Genomic DNA, 16238 nt, shown 5'->3' on the forward strand with positions numbered 1-16238 from the left:
AGCGCAGGCCCCACACCGCACTCAAAGGCGCCTCACCGGCCAGCCGTGTCACCAACCAACCGGGTTAGTACAGCTAGGTGTCGTTTTGCTGGGTCAAAACGACACTTGGCGCTACCTGGTTGGGCGGGAACGCGGTGAGCTCCGCGTGGGCACCCAGGCGCCTGGCCATGATGTCGATCGCCGGCTGGTTCTGGTCCACGCACACGAACTTCCGGTCCATCTTGGCCGCCACTGCACCCAGGGTCCCGGAGCCGGCAAAGAAGTCCAGGCACCAGTCTCCGGGCCTGCTTGAGGCGGCAACCACCCGGCGGACCAGGCCCTCGGGCTTTTGCGTCGGGTATCCGGTTTTCTCCTTGCCGGTGGGGGAGACGATGGTGTGCCACCAGACGTCGGTGGGCAGTTTCCCCAGTTCGCGCTTGGCGGGCGTCACAAGGCCCGGTGCCATGTACGGCTCGCGGTCCACCTCCGCGCTGTCGAAGTGGTACTTCGCCGGGTTCTTGACGTACACCAGGATGTTGTCGTGCTTGGTGGGCCAGCGGTTCTTGGCGCGGGCTCCGTAGTCATAGGCCCAGATGATCTCGTTCAGGAAGCACTCGCGGCCAAAGATGGCATCCAGCATCACTTTGGCGTAGTGCACCTCGCGGTAGTCGAGGTGCAGGTAGAGGGTGCCGTCATCGGCCAGCAGGCGCCACGCTTCCACGAGCCGGGGCTCCAGGAAAGACCAGTAGTCGCTGAACGCGTCGTCATACCGGTGGAGCGCGCCCTTGATGGTGTCGTAGGAGCGCCCCTTGAATCCGACGCGGTCGCCGGCGCCGTCCGCATTGGCCACCATGGTGGTCTGCTGGCGCCGTTGGGCCCGGCCGGTGTTGAACGGCGGATCCACGTATATCAGTGTGAAGGCGCCGTCCGGCAGCGAGGGAAGGAAGTCCGCGTTGTCCGCGTGGACCACCAGGCTGCTGCCGTCCGGCGCCCAGACAGTGTCAGTCATGGAGGGGTTTAGGCCTCGGTGCTGCCGGGCTGCGTGGCCTTGTCGGCGCCCACTACCTCGCCGTTGCGGCGGCGGGTGCGCGTGCGGGGGCGGCGGGTGCGGGAGGGCTGCTCTGCTTCGCCTGCACCGGCGTTGGCATCACCGGCAGTGACGGGAGCTGCGGCAGGCTCGGACGTACGACGGCGGCGCTCACCTGTGCGGGCAGCGGAGTCGCCGCTGCGCCCGCCTTCGCGCTTGGCGCCGCGGTCCCGGCTGTCGCGTCCCCGGCCGTCGCGGTCGCGGGAACTGCCGGCGTCGCGGCCCCCGCGGGCGTTCTTTTTGCCCGTTTCGCCCAGGTCTTCCAGGACTTCGGCGTCAACTCCGGCCAGGGTGCGCTTGTCGCGCGGGAGCCGGCCTTTGGTGCCCTCGGGAATGTCCAGGTCTTCAAAGAAGTGTGGGGAAGACGAGTAGGTCTCCACAGGCTCCGGCACGCTCAGGCCCAGGGCCTTGTTGATCAGTCCCCAGCGGGGCATGTCGTCCCAGTCCACGAAGGTGACAGCGGTGCCCTTATTGCCGGCGCGGCCGGTGCGGCCCACGCGGTGCAGGTAGATTTTTTCGTCTTCCACGCACTGGTAGTTGATGACGTGGGTGACGTCGTCGACGTCGATGCCGCGCGCGGCGACGTCGGTTGCCACCAGGACGTCCACCTTGTTGTTGCGGAAGGCCCGGAGGGCCTGCTCGCGGGCGCCCTGGCCGAGGTCGCCGTGGATGGCGGCGGCCGCGAAGCCCCGGTCCACGAGTTCCTCGGCAACCTTGGCGGCAGTGCGTTTGGTCTTGGTGAAGATGATGGTCCGGCCGCGGCCGCGGGCCTGCAGGATGCGGGCGACAACCTCGATCTTGTCCATGCTGTGCGCGCGGTAGATCAGCTGGCGGATATCGCGCTTGGTGAGGCCTTCATCATCCGGATCAGCAGCACGGATGTGGGTGGGCTGGGTCATGTACCGCCGGGCCATGGCAATGACGGGGCCGGGCATGGTGGCGGAGAACAGCAGGGTCTGGCGGACCGCCGGCGTGGCCGCGATCAGGGTCTCGACGTCAGGCAGGAAGCCGAGGTCAAGCATTTCGTCGGCCTCGTCCAGGATGACGACCTTGACGTTCTTCAGGCTCAGGTGCTTCTGCTTGAAGAGGTCGATGAGGCGCCCGGGGGTACCCACCACAACCTCCACGCCGTTCTTCAGGGCTTCCACCTGGGGCTCGTAGGCCCGGCCGCCGTAGATGGTGGCGATGCGCGCGTTCCGCTTGCGGGATGCAGTCTGCAGGTCGTTGGCCACCTGAACCGCCAGTTCACGGGTGGGGACGATGACCAGTGCCTGCGGTGCACCCGGGACGGCAAGCTTTTCGTAGCCGGCGTCGTCCCGGCCCACTACCCGCTGCAGGGCGGGGATGCCGAAGCCCAGGGTCTTGCCTGTGCCGGTCTTGGCCTGGCCGATGATGTCGTGTCCGGAGAGGGCAACCGGCAGGGTCATGGCCTGGATGGGGAAGGGGTGGGTAATGCCGGCGTCGGCCAGGGACTCCACGATGTCGGCGCGGACGTTGAAGTCCGCGAAGGACTTCTCCTCAATCTCGTGCGGCTTCTCGTCGGAGATGATGGTTTCTTCGGGCTCAAGCGTTTCGGTGCCGGAGTCGTCCGTCAGAAGCTGGTGGGTATGCAATTCACTCACGTGGAGTTTCCTTATTCATTTGGGCAATGGCGCTGCCTGCTCAACGGGCCGGCCGGCAGGCCGTTCCGGAGCACGCTCAGGCGCGCAAGCAATTCCAGTGGAAGCCGATCGCGGGCTATCTTTATGCTGGCACTGGTGACCAGCGGGTGGTTCTCAAGATCGCGTAGGGGCGGGCTTGTTGGTTTCAAATCAAGGAAATCAACGACCGGGCATCCATTTCTACCTCTTCAGTCTAGCCGCAAGGGCACCGAAATCCGGCTTTTGCCCGCACTGCGGGCCGGATATGCCACAAAACCGCCCCGGGTCACGGCGCCTTCGGCACCAGCTCGAAATGCACTTCACGGGTAGCGATGTCCGAGGACATGAGGCGCACCCGGACCTTGGTTCCGGCCTCCAGTTCACCGGCGCAGCGCGCTGTCACTGCAGGTTCGGCGATCTGGATGATCCCGGAGCCGCCGTTGCCGTTCTTGCCGTTGCCGTTTTTGCCCTTGCCGTTGCCGTTCCGGCTCATGCCGCCGTTCCCGTTCTCCTTCTGGGGCTTCGACCCTGAAATCACGATCGCGTCGAACTCCTGTCCGATGTGGTTGATCAACAGTGCCGCCTCCACCGTGTCCAGCGCCATTCGCTCCATCCGGGACGCCAGCTGGTCCGAGCCCGCCATGATCTCGGGAAGCGACGGCAGGGCGTCCCGCACCCACGCGGGCACCTCGCCGCCATTGCTCAAGGCCTCGCAGGTGACCAGCACGAAGCGGTCCACCAGGCGGCGAAGCGGGGCGGTGGTATGGGCGTACGCGGCGCCGATGGCGGACTGAACGGCGTCATCCGGGACGGTGCCGTCAAAGGCCGTATAGGCGGCCCCACGGAAGAGCATCCCTGCGGAGTGGAGGATTGCGAGCTGGCGGGGATGGGTGGGGTCCAGGCTGCGGAGGTATTCGCCGTAACTGACTTCGCCGTCCCAAGGCTTTCCGAGGGCCTCTGTCTGCAGCCGGAAATGGTTCAGGGAACGCTCGTCCGGGGCCGGCATGGTGCGCAGGATGCCCACTTTCCCGGCCAGCATGAGCTGTGCGGCTGCCATGCCGGTCATCAGCGATATCTGTGCGTTCCAGTCCTCCACGGGCAGCTGCGGGGCGGCGGCAATCCGGTAGCCGCCGTCGGGAAGCTGGACAATCTCCTGGTCCGGCATGTTCAGGCTGGCACCCTCCCGGGCGCGCTCCAGCTCCACGCGCTTGAGCCCCACCTCTTTAAGGAGGCGCAGCACAGGGGAAGGGCTGCCGGCGTCCAGTTCCGCCTGGGCGCTTTTGTAGCTGAGCTTGGTGCGGCTGCGCATCCGGGCACGCCGCACGGCCACGGCCGTGACCTCCGCGTCAACGTCAAGACGGAAGTCCCACACGAACGCGGAACAGTCCTGTCCCGGCAGGAGGCTTCCCGCCCCCTCGCTGATGACTTCGGGATGCAGCGGTATGCGGCCGTCCGGCGTGTAAAAAGTCTGTCCCCGACGCCGCGTCTCAGCGTCCAGCGGGCCGCCGGGAGTAACAAACGCCGGCACGTCGGCGATGGCATAGAGAACGTGGTAGCCGTTGCCGTCCCGCTCGATGAACAGCGCCTGGTCCAGGTCGGTGGACGATGCCGGATCGATGGTAATGAATTCAACGAAAGTCAGGTCATGGGACGGCAGCTGCAATGCGGAAACCGCGGCCTCGGCGTCCTTCACGGCATCATCAGGGTAGGCGCCCGGCAGCTCAAGCTCACTCCGGAGCGCGCCCAGCGCCGCTTCGAGTGCGTTGGTGTGCTCGTGGACATTGGGGGCCAGCCGATGGTGTGACACGAAAATCAGCGTAGCCCGAATTTCGTCAATAGTGCACGGAAGCGGCCCGGAGAGGCACGGCAGTTCCGGCGCGGGATTATGGGCGGGCGGCGTCCAGGGCGCTGAGGAGCGAAGCGGCGGCCGCGGCGGGATTGTCAGCCTCGGTAATGGCCCGCACCACCACGATCCGGCGTGCGCCGGCTTCCACCACCTCTTCGACGTTGGAGTGGTCGATGCCGCCAATTGCGAACCAGGGGACACCGCCGTCGGGCGTGTCCTCCTGCCCGTCCGCCCCGGCAACAGCCGTGGCGGCGTACCTCACCAGGTCAAGCCCGACGGCGGCCCGTCCGGGCTTGGTGGGTGTTGCCCACAGCGGCCCCACGCAGAAGTAGTCCAGCGCCGAGGGGCCCGCGGCGGCAGCCAGGGCGGCGTCCACCTGCTCCGGGCTGTGGCTGGACAGGCCGATGGCCGCGTTGCCGTTCAACAGCGTCCGGGCCGCCTTGAGGGGCAGGTCCTTTTGGCCGATATGGAACACCGGGGCTCCGGACAGCACGGCGATGTCCGCCCTGTCATTCACCGCCCACAGCCGGCCGTGCCGCACCGCCGATTCCTTGAGTACGGCCAGGAGCTCCAGCTCCTCGGCGGCTTCGATGGACTTGTCCCGCAGCTGGATGATGTCCACCCCGCCCGCGAAGGCGGCATCGACGAACTGCCCGAAATCGCCCCGCTCCCGGCGCGCGTCCGTGCAGAGGTAGAGGCGTGCGGCCTGCACGCCGGAACTGCCTTCGGCGTTGAGAAAGGCGTCGGTAGCCGGGACGGGGGATGCAGCGGCAGGAGGGTGGGACACATTCATGGGTGCCAGCCTAGTTCCTCTACACTGGGCCTCGTACTGCGGGAGCCGCGGCAGCTGTCATAAAGCGCCGGGCTGAGAGGGCGTCAGAGCCGACCGCTTGACCTGATCCGGCTAATACCGGCGTAGGGAAGGAGACACTTATGCCCAATGCGCTCGACGCCCCGTACCGGCCCGCGCCCGGCTCCGCACTCAAGGCCGACGTTGCGGTCATCGGCGGGGGAGTCATCGGCCACGGCATCGCCTGGGAGGCGAGGCGGTCCGGATATTCAGCGGTGGTAATCGATGACGCCCCCGGCTCCGGTGCCAGCTGGGCCGCGGCGGGGATGCTTGCCCCGGTGAGCGAACTGCATTACCAGGAGGAGGACCTCCTGGAGCTCATGCTGGAGGCCTCCGGGCGCTGGCCGGGTTTCGCCGCTGGCCTTGCCGCGGCTGCCGGTTCGGATCCCGGGTATCTTACGACGCCGACCCTCGCCGTGGGTGCCGACGCTGCGGACCGGCAGGCGCTGCTGGACCTGCGCGAGGTGCAGCAGGCCAATGGACTGACGGTTGAGCCCCTCACCATCCGTGAAGCCCGGCGCCGGGAGCCGCTGTTGAGCCCGGCCATTGCCTCGGCGCTGAATACACCGGCGGACCACCAGGTGAACCCCAGGCTGCTGGTCGCCTGCTTCCGCCGTGCCCTGGCCCGGCACGCCGGCGGAACCGGCGGAAGCTTCGTGGCCGGAGCCGCCGAGGGCTACGCCGTGCCGGACCGGGCAGCGGGCCTGCTCTGGCGGGACGGAGCCGTCGCCGGTGTCACGCTGGAGGGCGGAGGAACGGTGGCGGCCAGGGAGACCGTAGTGGCCAACGGACTGCACGCTGCGGCCCTGACCGGGCTGCCGGAAAAGCTGCACCTGCCGTTGCGGCCGGTCCACGGTGACATCCTTCGCCTCGCCGTCCCCGCCCACCTCCAGCCGCTGCTGACCTCCACCGTCCGCGGACTGGTCCGCGGGATCCCTGTGTACATCGTCCCCCGGCAGGACGGCACCGTGGTGATCGGGGCAACGCAGCGTGAGGACGCACTGGGGAAGGACAGCGGAACCAGCGCGGGGGCAGTGTCGGCAGGGGGCGTCTACCAGTTGCTGCGCGACGCCCAGGTCCTGGTGCCTGCGGTGGCGGAACTTGAGCTGCTGGAATGCACGGCCCGGGCCCGTCCCGGCACACCTGACAACGCCCCGCTGCTCGGGCGGGTCCCCCTGGAGGACGGCCCGTCAGGGCAAAGCCGCGTGGAGGGGCTCATCATTGCCACCGGTTTCTTCCGCCACGGCGTCCTCCTCACCCCGGCAGCGGCCGCGATATGCCGGGACCTGCTCGAAGGCAGAGAGGACCCCCGCTGGGCCCCCTTCAATCCCGGCCGCTTTTCCGGCGTCGCCGTTCGGCCTGCTGCAGCGGCCACCCTACCCAACCCCAAGGAGACAGCATGAACATCACCCTGAACGGAACCGGACATACAGTCGCCGACGGCGCGTCCATCACCGCGCTCGTCACCGAGGTCACCGGCCGCGCACTGGCCGCTGACGGCCACGCAACCGACGGTCGGAAATTGGGCGTCGCCGTTGCGCGCAACGCCCAGGTGGTGCCCCGGAGCCAATGGTTCGCTACCGCACTCTCCGAGGGTGACGACGTCGAACTTGTCACGGCAGTACAGGGAGGCTGAACACCATGACGGAAACCCGCAGCACCCTCGACGGCACCCGGCCGGACCTTCATGACCCCCTGGTGATCGACGGCGTCACGCTCGCGTCCCGGCTCATCATGGGCACGGGCGGCGCGCCCAGCCTTGACGGCCTCGGCGCCGCGCTCCTGGCCTCCGGCACCTCCCTCACCACCGTGGCCATGCGCCGCTATTCACCCCAGGAGGCAGGCTCGCTTTTCCAGCTCCTCCTGGACCACGGCATCAAGGTCCTGCCCAACACGGCGGGGTGCTTCACTGCCCGGGACGCCGTCCTCACCGCGGAGCTCGCCAGGGAGGCCCTGGAAACCGACTGGGTGAAGCTGGAAGTCATCGCCGACGAACACACCCTCCTGCCGGATGCCGTGGAACTCGTGGACGCCACCGAACAGCTGGTCAACCGGGGATTCAAGGTTTTTGCGTACACCAATGACGACCCCGTCCTTGCGCTTCGGCTCGAGAACCTGGGAGCTACCGCGGTCATGCCGCTCGGCTCGCCCATTGGCACCGGCCTGGGCATCCTCAACCCGCACAACATCGAGCTCATCGTGTCCCGGGCCTCGGTTCCGGTGGTGCTGGATGCGGGAATCGGCACGGCGTCCGACGCCGCCCTCGCGATGGAACTCGGATGTGATGCCGTGCTCCTGGCCACGGCGGTGACCCGGGCACAGGACCCGGCCATGATGGGCGCCGCCTTCAAGCACGCCGTCATCGCAGGTAGGCTGGCGAAAGCGGCAGGTCGCATACCTCGCCGTGAACACGCGCTGGCGTCGTCGGCGATGGAAGGCCGGGCCGAGTTCCTGTAGGGCCCGCTTTCCGCCGGCCGGCGCCTTGATTCAAGGAGCAGCAGTGGCCGGCAAAGACGCCCTTCCCCCGGAACGAATCGACGAAGCCTTGGCTGGACTGCCTGATTGGCGGGCCGACAATGGCGGATTGGTCACTGTCTTCAAGATGCCGACGGCGGTTGCCGCACTTGAGCTGATTGCCGCCGTCGGACGTCTTGCCGAGGAACAAAACCACCATCCCGACCTCGACTGGCGTTACAACCGCGTCTTTATCCGCTACACGTCCCACGACGCCGGGGGACAGGTGACTGACCGGGACATCGCGGCAGCTGCGGGAGCAAGTGAAGCTGCGGCAGCGTCGGGGGCCGTGGCCGAGCCGGCGAAGTACGTGCCGGGGCGTTAGTAGCCTCGCCACCAGCCACTGGTCCCTAAGCAGCAGTGGCCGCCACCCCTGGCGGGATGGCGGCCACTGCTGCCGGTTGCCTTGCGCCGGCCCTATGCCCGGAGGATCGCCGTAAGCCTTTCGGCGTCCCGGCGCGCACGCGTGCGGCCAAGATACACGGCTGCTCCTGTTGCGGCGCCGGCGCCCAGCACGATGGGCAGGACCCACGGGATCCAGGTCAGCCCTGGCAGGTAGCCGAAACCGGCCGCCATAAGGACAATCCAGGTCAACGCCGCCATTGCTACGGCGACCCCCGCGGGCAGGCCTGCGCCATACTTGGCGTGCCGCTTGTCGTTTGCCCAGATGATGAAGCCTGCCGCGGCGGCAGCCAGTACAACGATGGTCAGCGAAAGCATGGATCTCCTTGGGCTTCGGACGCGGTTTTTCGGCCGGGCGCTAGAACTGGCCGAAACCTACGCGCCGTGCCTCTTCTGCGCCGATTTCCACGTAGCCGAGCGCATTTCCGGGAACAATGATCACGCGTCCCTTTTCATCCTTCAGGCGAAGTTCGCTGCCCGCGGTGATGGCTTCCCCCACGACCTTGGCCACAGAAGCCGCGTCCTCGGTTGATTCGAGCACAATTTCGCGGGCAACATTCTGAACGCCGATCTTAATTTCCACAGGGGCCTCCCAGCCAGTCAAAGTTCGTTGGTGATGTCTTATTTTTAGTCTAGGACTCTTTGGGGAAGCGCGAGATTCCGCGCCAAGCTAAACGGTAGATGAGGTCGCTGGCCACATTGATGTCCAGGTTGCCGTCCGTTTCAAGCCAGTACCTGGCACTGACCTGCGCCATCCCGGCCAGTCCCCGGCCCAGCAACTGCGCTTCGAGATGGGGGAGCTTGGTGTCCTCGGCGATGACGCGGGCGATGGCATCGGCAAATGTCCTGTTGAACGTCTCCAGCCGCGAGCTGACGTCGGGATCGTTGATCAGGTCGGACTCAAACACCAGCCGGTGGGCCTGGTCATCGCTGGCGATGAACTGGAAGTAGGCGCGCATGACGGCCTGAACGCGTTCGTCGTTATCGGTGGTGGAGTTCAGCGCACCCAGCATCAGTTCGGTGAGGGAGGCCAGATGGCTTTCAAGCAATGCGAGGTACAGCTCGCGTTTTGAGGGAAAATGCTGGTAAAGGACGGGTTTGCTGACGTGCGCCGTCTCGGCAATCTCGTCCATGGCCGCGCCGTGGTACCCGTTGGCCACGAAGACTTCCTGGGCTGCGTTGAGGAGCTGCGCGCGCCGCTCGTCACGCGGAAGCCTGGCCGACCGCTGACCCGCGGGACGCGGGGGAGTTTGCGGTTCGGCGGCTGACGGGCGGTCAGCCCGTGCTTCATGGACCACAGTTGTCCTACTTTCCGTTGCAGTTACTTCCACTTTACTGCGGGGTAATATGACCCGGCAGTATCCGGGGGATACATTGAAGTATGGCTTCGACATTCACCGCAAATGTTTCACCCGTGTCCTTGGATCCGCTGGTGGAACCGGGCCCGGACCTTACCCCTGCCGAGGTGGAGCGCTATTCCCGGCACCTCATCATCCCCGAGATCGGCTCGGTGGGTCAGCGGCGGCTCAAGAATGCGAAAGTGCTCGTTATCGGTGCCGGCGGGCTCGGCTCCCCGGCACTCCTGTATCTTGCGGCCGCCGGCGTCGGAACGCTGGGAATCATCGACGACGACGACGTTGACCTTAGCAACCTGCAGCGCCAGGTCATCCATGGCGTGGCGGATGTTGGCCGCCCCAAAATCGAGTCCGCCCGGGACGCCATCGCGGCCCTCAACCCGCTGGTGGACGTGCGGCTGCACAATGTCCGGCTGGACGCGTCCAACGCGCTGGAGCTGTTCGCCGGCTACGACCTGGTCCTCGACGGCGCGGACAACTTCGCCACCCGCTACCTGGTCAACGACGCCGCCGCCATCCTGGGCAAACCCTACGTCTGGGGTTCCATCTTCCGGTTCGACGGCCAGGTGAGTGTCTTCTGGGAGAAGTTCGGGCCCACCTACCGGGATCTCTACCCTGAGGCGCCGCCGGCAGGCTCGGTGCCCTCGTGCGGCGAGGGCGGCGTGTTCGGCATGCTGTGCGCAGCCGTGGGATCGCTTATGGTGACGGAGGCAGTCAAGCTGATTACCGGCGTCGGACGTTCCCTGTTGGGCCGTGTGGCACTGTTTGACGCCTTGGGCGGAAGCTGGCGCGAGATCCGTGTTTCAAAGGACCCCGCGGCCGCGCCCATCACGGAGCTGACCGACTACGAGGCCTTCTGTGGCGTCACGCCGGCGGCCCCCTCCGACACGGAGCACACCGTCACGGCCACCCAGCTGGCCACCATGCTCGCCGCGCGCAAGGCGGGGCTGAAGGACTTTGAGCTGGTGGACGTCCGCGAATCGGGGGAGTTCGACATCGTCCGGATCGACGGCGCGAAGCTCATCCCGCAGGGCCGGATCCTTGCAGGCGAGGCGTGGAATGAGCTCCCGCAGGACAGGGATATTGTGTTCCACTGCAAGGCCGGGTCGCGTTCGGCCAATGTGCTCGCCGCGGCGCAGAAGGCGGGCTACCAGCGGGTGAGCCATCTCGACGGCGGCATCCTCGCCTGGGTGCGCGAGGTGGAACCCCACAAGCCCGTTTACTGATCCCCGCCCCTTTCAGCCCTCTCTCACCTGACGTCCCTTCTAACACGACGCTCTCGCACTTAATGCGCTGTTTTGATGGATGCTCTCTCACTTTCCTGAGGCAAGTGAGAGAGCATCGCCGGAAAAGGCGCATTAAGTGAGAGAGCATCGCCGGAAAAGGGGCATTAAGTGAGAGAGGATCCGCGCGGCGGGAGGCGCGGTCAGGCGGTTTCGAGGCCCCGGTGGTCCACCGGGCATTCGGCCTGCGGCGCCACCGATGCCGGCTGCTCCACGGTGATGCCGTAGAGGGCTTCCAGGGCGGCCACGTAGTCATCCTGCTGGCCGTTGGCGGCAAGTTCGCGGGCCCGCACCGTGGGCACATGGAGAAGCTGCTTGACCATGCGGCGGAGTGCGAACTCCACTTCCTCGGCAGCGGCGGTGCAGCCGTGCCGGGCCCGGACTTTTTCCATTTCGGAGTCCAGGACGCTCATGGTGTGGCGGCGGAGCGCAACGATCGCGGAATCCACGGAGCGGGCCTCGCGTTCCTGCTCGAACGCCTTGGCGGCGCCGCTGACGATTCCGCTGGCCTGGGCAAGCGACTCGGCCTGTTCCTGGGGTGCGGCGAGGCGTACCGATTCCAGGGTGAGCAGCTCCACGCCGTCAAGCTCGCCGACCCCCGGATCGAAGTCGTGCGTGAGCGCAAGGTCGATGGCGATCAGGGGCTGCGGGGAGTCGGCCCGGACTTCGGCCAGCTCGTCGGCCTCCACCCGGGTGTCGGAACCGCTGCAGCCGATCATCACGTCTGCTGCCGCGACCGCCGGCCGGAGTGAATCGGCGTCCAGCGCCGTGCCGCCGCGGGTGGCAACAAATCCTTCGGCGCGGCCGGACGAGGAGAAAACCGAGATGTCGGTGCAGCCGCGTTCACGCAGGAGCGCCATGGTGGCCCCGGCGTAGGCGCCGGTACCGAAGACCACAACCTTCTTGCTGGTCCAGTCCGGGTTTTCGGAAAGATCAGTGGCCAGGTCGAGTGCGACGGAAACGATCGAGAGGCCACGGGAACCGAGGGCAGTCTGTGCTCCCACGTCCTTGGCGGTCTTGGACGCCGCCTGGAAAAGCCGGACCAAACCGGAGCTTGCCGTGCCTTCATGCTGGGCGGTGATCAGTGCGCGCCGTACCTGTCCGGCGATCTCCCGCTCTCCGACCACTGCGGAGTCCAGGCCGGCGCTGACGGCAAAGAGGTGCTGGCTGACTTCAGGACCCGTGCGGGTGCTGAAGGAGCGTGAGACGAGCGGTTCGCTCAGTCCGCTGGTTTCGCTGATCTTGGCAACCAGGGCGGCGCGGGCCGCCTCCACATCGTCAGGCCGGGCGGCTTCGCCGTAGATTTCGTAGCGGTTGCAGGTGGCAAGGACAATCGCACCCGTCACTGCCGTCGATCCGGAGAGGGCGGATGTGGCGATCTCCGAAGAACCGTTGCTCAACTGAGCAACGGTCTCAAGATCGATGTCGGCGTGTGTAGCCACCAATGAAAAAAGAACCACAGCAGGTCAATCATAGCTTTTTCGTTACTCGGTAGAACAACTCCCCGTGCTGCCGGACGGGAGCGCGGGCTGTGATTCCTGCCACGGCGCGGCGGCAGGGCTCCCGCGTGACACTTTGTCGTTATCTTTTGCAGTCATTTTTCGGCACAATCAAAGGCATGACTTCCAGCCCCGCCACATCCGCTGCCGGCGTCCTCGCCGCAGACCACCCGCTGGTGGATGGCCGCACCGCAGACTCACCCCTCATCACGGCCTACCGCGGAGGCAAGCCGTCCCGGCGTCCCGTCTGGTTCATGCGCCAGGCCGGACGTTCACTGCCGGAGTACCTGAAGGTCCGCGAAGGCGTCGCCATGCTGGACTCCTGCCTGCGCCCCGAACTGGCTTCCGAGATCACCCTCCAGCCCGTCCGCCGCCACGACGTTGACGCCGGCATCTTCTTCTCCGACATCGTCATTCCCCTGAAGCTCGCCGGCGTGGGCGTGGACATCGTTCCGGGCGTGGGGCCGGTCCTGGACACCCCGGTCCGCACTGCTGCGGACGTGGCGGCGCTGCCGCAGCTCACCTGGGAATCGCTGGAACCCATCCGTGAAGCGGTCCGCCTCACCGTGGCCGAGCTCGGCAAGACACCGTTGATCGGCTTTGCGGGCGCACCCTTTACCCTTGCCGCCTACATGGTGGAGGGAAAGCCGTCCCGCGACCACCTGGGTCCGCGCACCATGATGCACGCTGATCCGGAAACCTGGCACGCCCTGGCCAACTGGGCCGCGGACGCCTCCGGAATGTTCCTCCAGGCACAGCTTGAGGCCGGTGCCTCGGCGGCCCAGCTCTTTGACTCCTGGGCCGGTTCCCTGGGCCTGGCGGACTACACGAAGTACGTGGCGCCGGCCTCGGGCCGCGCCCTGGACCATGTCCGGCACCTCGGGGCGCCGCTGATCCACTTCGGCACCGGAACGTCAGAGCTCCTGGTGGCAATGCGGGATGTGGGTGTGGACGTTGTGGGCGTGGACTACCGGCTTCCGCTCGATGAGGCGAACCGCCGGCTGGGCGGCACGGTGCCGCTGCAGGGAAACATCGACCCCGCCCTGCTCCCTGCTCCGTGGGAAATCCTTGAGGCCCACGTCCGCGACGTCATAGCCGCAGGCGCGGCTGCTCCCGGGCACGTGGTCAACCTGGGGCACGGCGTTCCGCCGGAGACGGACCCCGCCGTCCTCACCCGCGTGGTTGAACTTATCCACTCCATCTCCCCGGAGTAGGCCGATGGGCAGTACGTCGGCAACAACCGGGACGGCACTGGTGCTGGGCGGCGGCATCTCGGGACTGCTGTCCGCCCGCGGGCTGGCGTCCGCCGGGTACCAGGTGACGCTCCTTGAAGCCGGAGCTGAATGGGGCGGCTGCGTGGGCAGCCACACGGTGGCCGGCCTGACCCTTGACAGCGGCGCCGAATCCTTCGCCACCCGGTCCGACGCTGTCTCAGCGCTGGCCGCTGAGCTGGGACTGTCGGCCAAGATCGTGCCGCCCCGCCCGGGGGGTGCCTGGGTCCAGCTCCCGGACGGCCCGCGCGAGTTGCCGAAGACAGGTGTGCTGGGAATTCCGGCCAACCCGTGGGATCCCGAAGTCCGGCGTTCCCTCGGTCTCATCGGCACCCTCCGGGCCTCCCTCGATAGGTTCCTCCCGGCTTCGGTTGGGACCACAGCGGACGTTATCAGTGTCTCGGCACTGGTCAAGGCGCGCATGGGCACCCGTGTCCTGGAGCGGCTGGTGGCGCCGGTTGTGGGCGGCGTCCACTCGGCGGATCCCGGGATGCTCGACGTCGACATGGTGGCACCCGGGCTGCGCGAGGGGCTGCGGCGGTACGGGTCCCTGGCCGCCGCCGTCTCCGCCCAGCGCCGCATGGGGGCTGCTCCTGCCGCGCAGGGGGACACGCCGGCCCCTGCCGGTCCGGCCAAGGCAGGCTCCGCGGTTGCGGGGCTGGAGGGCGGCATGCACACGCTCATCTCCGCCCTGGTCTCCGACCTCCGCCGCCGGGGAGTCAGGCTGCTGCCCGGCACCCCGGCCGAGTCTGTGATCCGCACCCCTGAAGGCTGGCGCGTCAGGTCGGCAGGAGCAACGTTCGACGCCGGCCTGCTGGTAGTGGCAGTGGACGGTCCGGCCGCCGTCGGACTGCTTGAAGACGCGGTGCCCGGCCTTGCAGGGAAGCGGCCGCCGGCAGGCCCGGACGTCAAGCTTGTCACGCTGGTCCTGGCCGGCCATGAACTTGACCGCCGGCCGCGCGGCTCAGGCGTCCTGGTGGCACCGCAGACTCCCGGTATTGAAGCGAAGGCACTGACGCACGCGACCGGAAAGTGGGACTGGCTGGCCGATGCCGCCGGGCCGGGACGGCACGTGGTCCGGCTCTCGTACGGGCGCGTGGACGGGGCCGGCGAACAGTCCGGTGGCCCGGACACGGATGAAGGACTCCTGGCCGCGTCGCTGCGCGATGCCCGGGCCCTGCTGGGCGTCCCCATCACCAGGGAAAACCTGCTGGGCTGGGACGTGGTCCGCTGGCGCGGGTCGCTGCCGTTCGCCGCCGTAGGCCATAAAGCGCGGGTGGCCGAAATCCGGGAAGCCTGCGCGTCGGCGGGGAACCTGGCCGTGGTGGGAGGCTGGGTGGCCGGCAACGGGCTTGCCGCCGTGGTGTCCGACACGAACGAACAGATCCGGGCCCTGGCCCGCTAGATGTCGCCGCTGGTCAGCGGCGCAGCAGGGCGTTACGGCGCCGCACAGGTGTTGCGGCCGGGCACTTCGCCGGTTTCCGTTTCCCCTTCCGATATGGCTAGGGTCGATGACTATGGTTTACATCAGGTCCGAACTTTTCACATCCCGGACCGGTATCCATGGGGGGCTCCGGCGCGGCACTGCGGCTGCGGCAGTCGGAGCGGTACTGGTCCTTGCAGCAGGCGTTCCGGCGTCCCACGGTGATGACGGGAATCCGCAATCCGGCGTCGATGCCGGCCCGGGCCAGGACGCCACGGGCCAGGACGCCCCGGGCCAGGGCCGGGATGGGAAGGAAGCGCGGCAGGCGGCAAGCCTTTCGGTATTGTCCGTCCCCGCAGCGCTCCTGCCGGCGGTCACGACTTCGCTGGCGCCGGCCGTGACCACGGCTCCCACGACAGCTTCCTTGGCACTTCCGGCACCCTTGCCGTCGATACCACTCCCGACGCCGTCGGACGTTCCGCTTCTCCCGGCCGCGACGGCTCCGGCAGCAATCGTTCCGGTGCCATCCTCGCCATCGCCGGAGTCCCAGGCCCAGGAGCTTCCCGCAGCCGAGGCTCCTGCCGCCCCCACCCCGGAAACCGTTGCCCAGGCCGCGGCTCCGGGTACGGTGCCCGTGCCGTCGTCGGAATCTGCCGGAGAGGTGAACGGCGCCGCGGCAGCCGGCGGAAACCCGCCCGCGATGGAACTGCCGGCAGGCGAAAGCGGAGCCGGCCAGGCCGGGCCCGGCGGGGAATCCGTGGCCGGGGCTGAAGCGCCGGTACCCGCGGCCGCAACGCAGGCTGCCGCCGCGCCACAGGAAGCCGGAGGCCCCGGCCCGCAGGCCGCGGGCGTCCCCCGCAGCGCGGCGCAGAGTGTTGGCGCCATCGTCAAGTCGCAGCCGGAACTGGAAGCCGTGATGGTCGGGCTCGGCGTTGGCCTGGTGGGCCTGGCTGCCGCGGCCGGTGCAGCCTACTTCCGGATGCGGAAGCCGTAGCCGAAACCGGTGGATGCCGCATGCAGCCCCGGCGCCGGCGTGACTTTAATCACTTCTACCGCTTGTAGAAGTCGCTGGTTTCGCCTTGGTGGGCA

17 protein-coding genes and 1 riboswitch are annotated in these 16238 nt (G+C 67.6%); of the genes, 9 read left to right on the forward strand and 8 right to left on the reverse strand.

Annotated features, from left to right (window positions below; all coding sequences use genetic code 11):
- Positions 1–73: 73 nt before the first annotated feature.
- Together PV768_RS02820 and PV768_RS02825 are read right to left on the reverse strand one after the other, a co-directional pair.
- A complete protein-coding gene (locus tag PV768_RS02820; protein ID WP_421092228.1) occupies positions 74–988 on the reverse strand; it encodes a DNA-methyltransferase in 915 nt (304 codons plus the stop codon).
- A gap of 8 nt (positions 989–996) precedes the next feature.
- Positions 997–2688 (reverse strand): DEAD/DEAH box helicase, encoded by a 1692-nt coding sequence (locus PV768_RS02825; RefSeq protein WP_421092229.1) that lies wholly within the window; start codon positions 2686–2688, stop codon positions 997–999.
- Positions 2689–2714: 26 nt separating this feature from the next.
- On the opposite strand from PV768_RS02825, the gene PV768_RS02830 reads away from it, so the two are divergent.
- On the forward strand, positions 2715–2855 hold the full coding sequence (locus tag PV768_RS02830; RefSeq protein WP_157241710.1) for a hypothetical protein: 141 nt from the start codon (positions 2715–2717) through the stop codon (positions 2853–2855).
- A 137-nt stretch (positions 2856–2992) separates the two neighbouring features.
- On the opposite strand, the gene PV768_RS02835 is transcribed toward PV768_RS02830, so the two are convergent.
- Together PV768_RS02835 and thiE are read right to left on the reverse strand one after the other, a co-directional pair.
- Positions 2993–4513 (reverse strand): RNB domain-containing ribonuclease, encoded by a 1521-nt coding sequence (locus tag PV768_RS02835; RefSeq protein ID WP_421092230.1) that lies wholly within the window; start codon positions 4511–4513, stop codon positions 2993–2995.
- A 76-nt stretch (positions 4514–4589) separates the two neighbouring features.
- Complete coding sequence (thiE, locus tag PV768_RS02840; RefSeq protein WP_421092231.1) at positions 4590–5345, reverse strand: thiamine phosphate synthase; 756 nt, start codon at positions 5343–5345, stop codon at positions 4590–4592.
- Positions 5346–5373: 28 nt separating this feature from the next.
- A riboswitch (TPP riboswitch) is annotated at positions 5374–5491 on the forward strand.
- On the opposite strand from thiE, the gene thiO reads away from it, so the two are divergent.
- From thiO to PV768_RS02860, 4 genes are all read left to right on the forward strand, one after another.
- The gene (gene thiO / locus PV768_RS02845; protein ID WP_421092232.1) at positions 5486–6805 is read left to right on the forward strand and encodes a glycine oxidase ThiO; all 1320 of its coding nucleotides are present in this window, start codon (positions 5486–5488) and stop codon (positions 6803–6805) included. Its footprint overlaps the riboswitch before it by 6 nt.
- Positions 6802–7038, forward strand: a complete 237-nt coding sequence (gene thiS / locus PV768_RS02850; RefSeq protein ID WP_321213979.1) for a sulfur carrier protein ThiS — start codon at positions 6802–6804, stop codon at positions 7036–7038. The genes thiO and thiS overlap by 4 nt, the downstream gene beginning before the upstream one ends.
- A gap of 5 nt (positions 7039–7043) precedes the next feature.
- On the forward strand, positions 7044–7859 hold the full coding sequence (locus PV768_RS02855; protein ID WP_421092233.1) for a thiazole synthase: 816 nt from the start codon (positions 7044–7046) through the stop codon (positions 7857–7859).
- Positions 7860–7902: 43 nt separating this feature from the next.
- On the forward strand, positions 7903–8241 hold the full coding sequence (locus PV768_RS02860) for a 4a-hydroxytetrahydrobiopterin dehydratase (RefSeq protein ID WP_421092234.1): 339 nt from the start codon (positions 7903–7905) through the stop codon (positions 8239–8241).
- 92 nt (positions 8242–8333) lie between these two features.
- On the opposite strand, the gene PV768_RS02865 is transcribed toward PV768_RS02860, so the two are convergent.
- The 3 genes from PV768_RS02865 to PV768_RS02875 are packed head-to-tail and all read right to left on the reverse strand — an operon-like array spanning position 8334 to position 9616.
- Positions 8334–8636, reverse strand: coding sequence for a hypothetical protein (locus tag PV768_RS02865; RefSeq protein WP_321213977.1), 303 nt, complete (start codon positions 8634–8636; stop codon positions 8334–8336).
- A gap of 40 nt (positions 8637–8676) precedes the next feature.
- Entirely contained in the window at positions 8677–8901 is a 225-nt protein-coding gene (locus PV768_RS02870) for a DUF3107 domain-containing protein (protein ID WP_321213976.1), read from the reverse strand.
- Positions 8902–8950: 49 nt separating this feature from the next.
- Positions 8951–9616 (reverse strand): TetR/AcrR family transcriptional regulator, encoded by a 666-nt coding sequence (locus PV768_RS02875; protein ID WP_104998498.1) that lies wholly within the window; start codon positions 9614–9616, stop codon positions 8951–8953.
- Positions 9617–9699: 83 nt separating this feature from the next.
- Here PV768_RS02875 and moeB point away from each other — a divergent pair, with 83 nt between their 5' ends.
- A complete protein-coding gene (gene moeB, locus PV768_RS02880) occupies positions 9700–10899 on the forward strand; it encodes a molybdopterin-synthase adenylyltransferase MoeB (RefSeq protein ID WP_421092235.1) in 1200 nt (399 codons plus the stop codon).
- Positions 10900–11099: 200 nt separating this feature from the next.
- Here the strand turns inward: moeB and PV768_RS02885 are convergent, their stop codons facing one another.
- Positions 11100–12416 (reverse strand): glutamyl-tRNA reductase, encoded by a 1317-nt coding sequence (locus PV768_RS02885; RefSeq protein WP_323056608.1) that lies wholly within the window; start codon positions 12414–12416, stop codon positions 11100–11102.
- Between the two features lie 158 nt (positions 12417–12574).
- Here PV768_RS02885 and hemE point away from each other — a divergent pair, with 158 nt between their 5' ends.
- The 3 genes from hemE to PV768_RS02900 all read left to right on the forward strand — a co-directional run bounded on the left by hemE (position 12575) and on the right by PV768_RS02900 (position 16143).
- On the forward strand, positions 12575–13669 hold the full coding sequence (hemE, locus tag PV768_RS02890) for a uroporphyrinogen decarboxylase (protein ID WP_157241720.1): 1095 nt from the start codon (positions 12575–12577) through the stop codon (positions 13667–13669).
- Positions 13670–13673: 4 nt separating this feature from the next.
- A complete protein-coding gene (hemG, locus tag PV768_RS02895; RefSeq protein WP_421092236.1) occupies positions 13674–15131 on the forward strand; it encodes a protoporphyrinogen oxidase in 1458 nt (485 codons plus the stop codon).
- A gap of 106 nt (positions 15132–15237) precedes the next feature.
- A complete protein-coding gene (locus PV768_RS02900; protein ID WP_421092237.1) occupies positions 15238–16143 on the forward strand; it encodes a hypothetical protein in 906 nt (301 codons plus the stop codon).
- The last annotated feature ends 95 nt before the right edge of the window (positions 16144–16238 follow it).

The sequence above is a fragment of the Pseudarthrobacter sp. CC4 genome, assembly GCF_048957775.1.
In the GTDB taxonomy this organism is placed as follows: Bacteria; Actinomycetota; Actinomycetes; order Actinomycetales; family Micrococcaceae; genus Arthrobacter.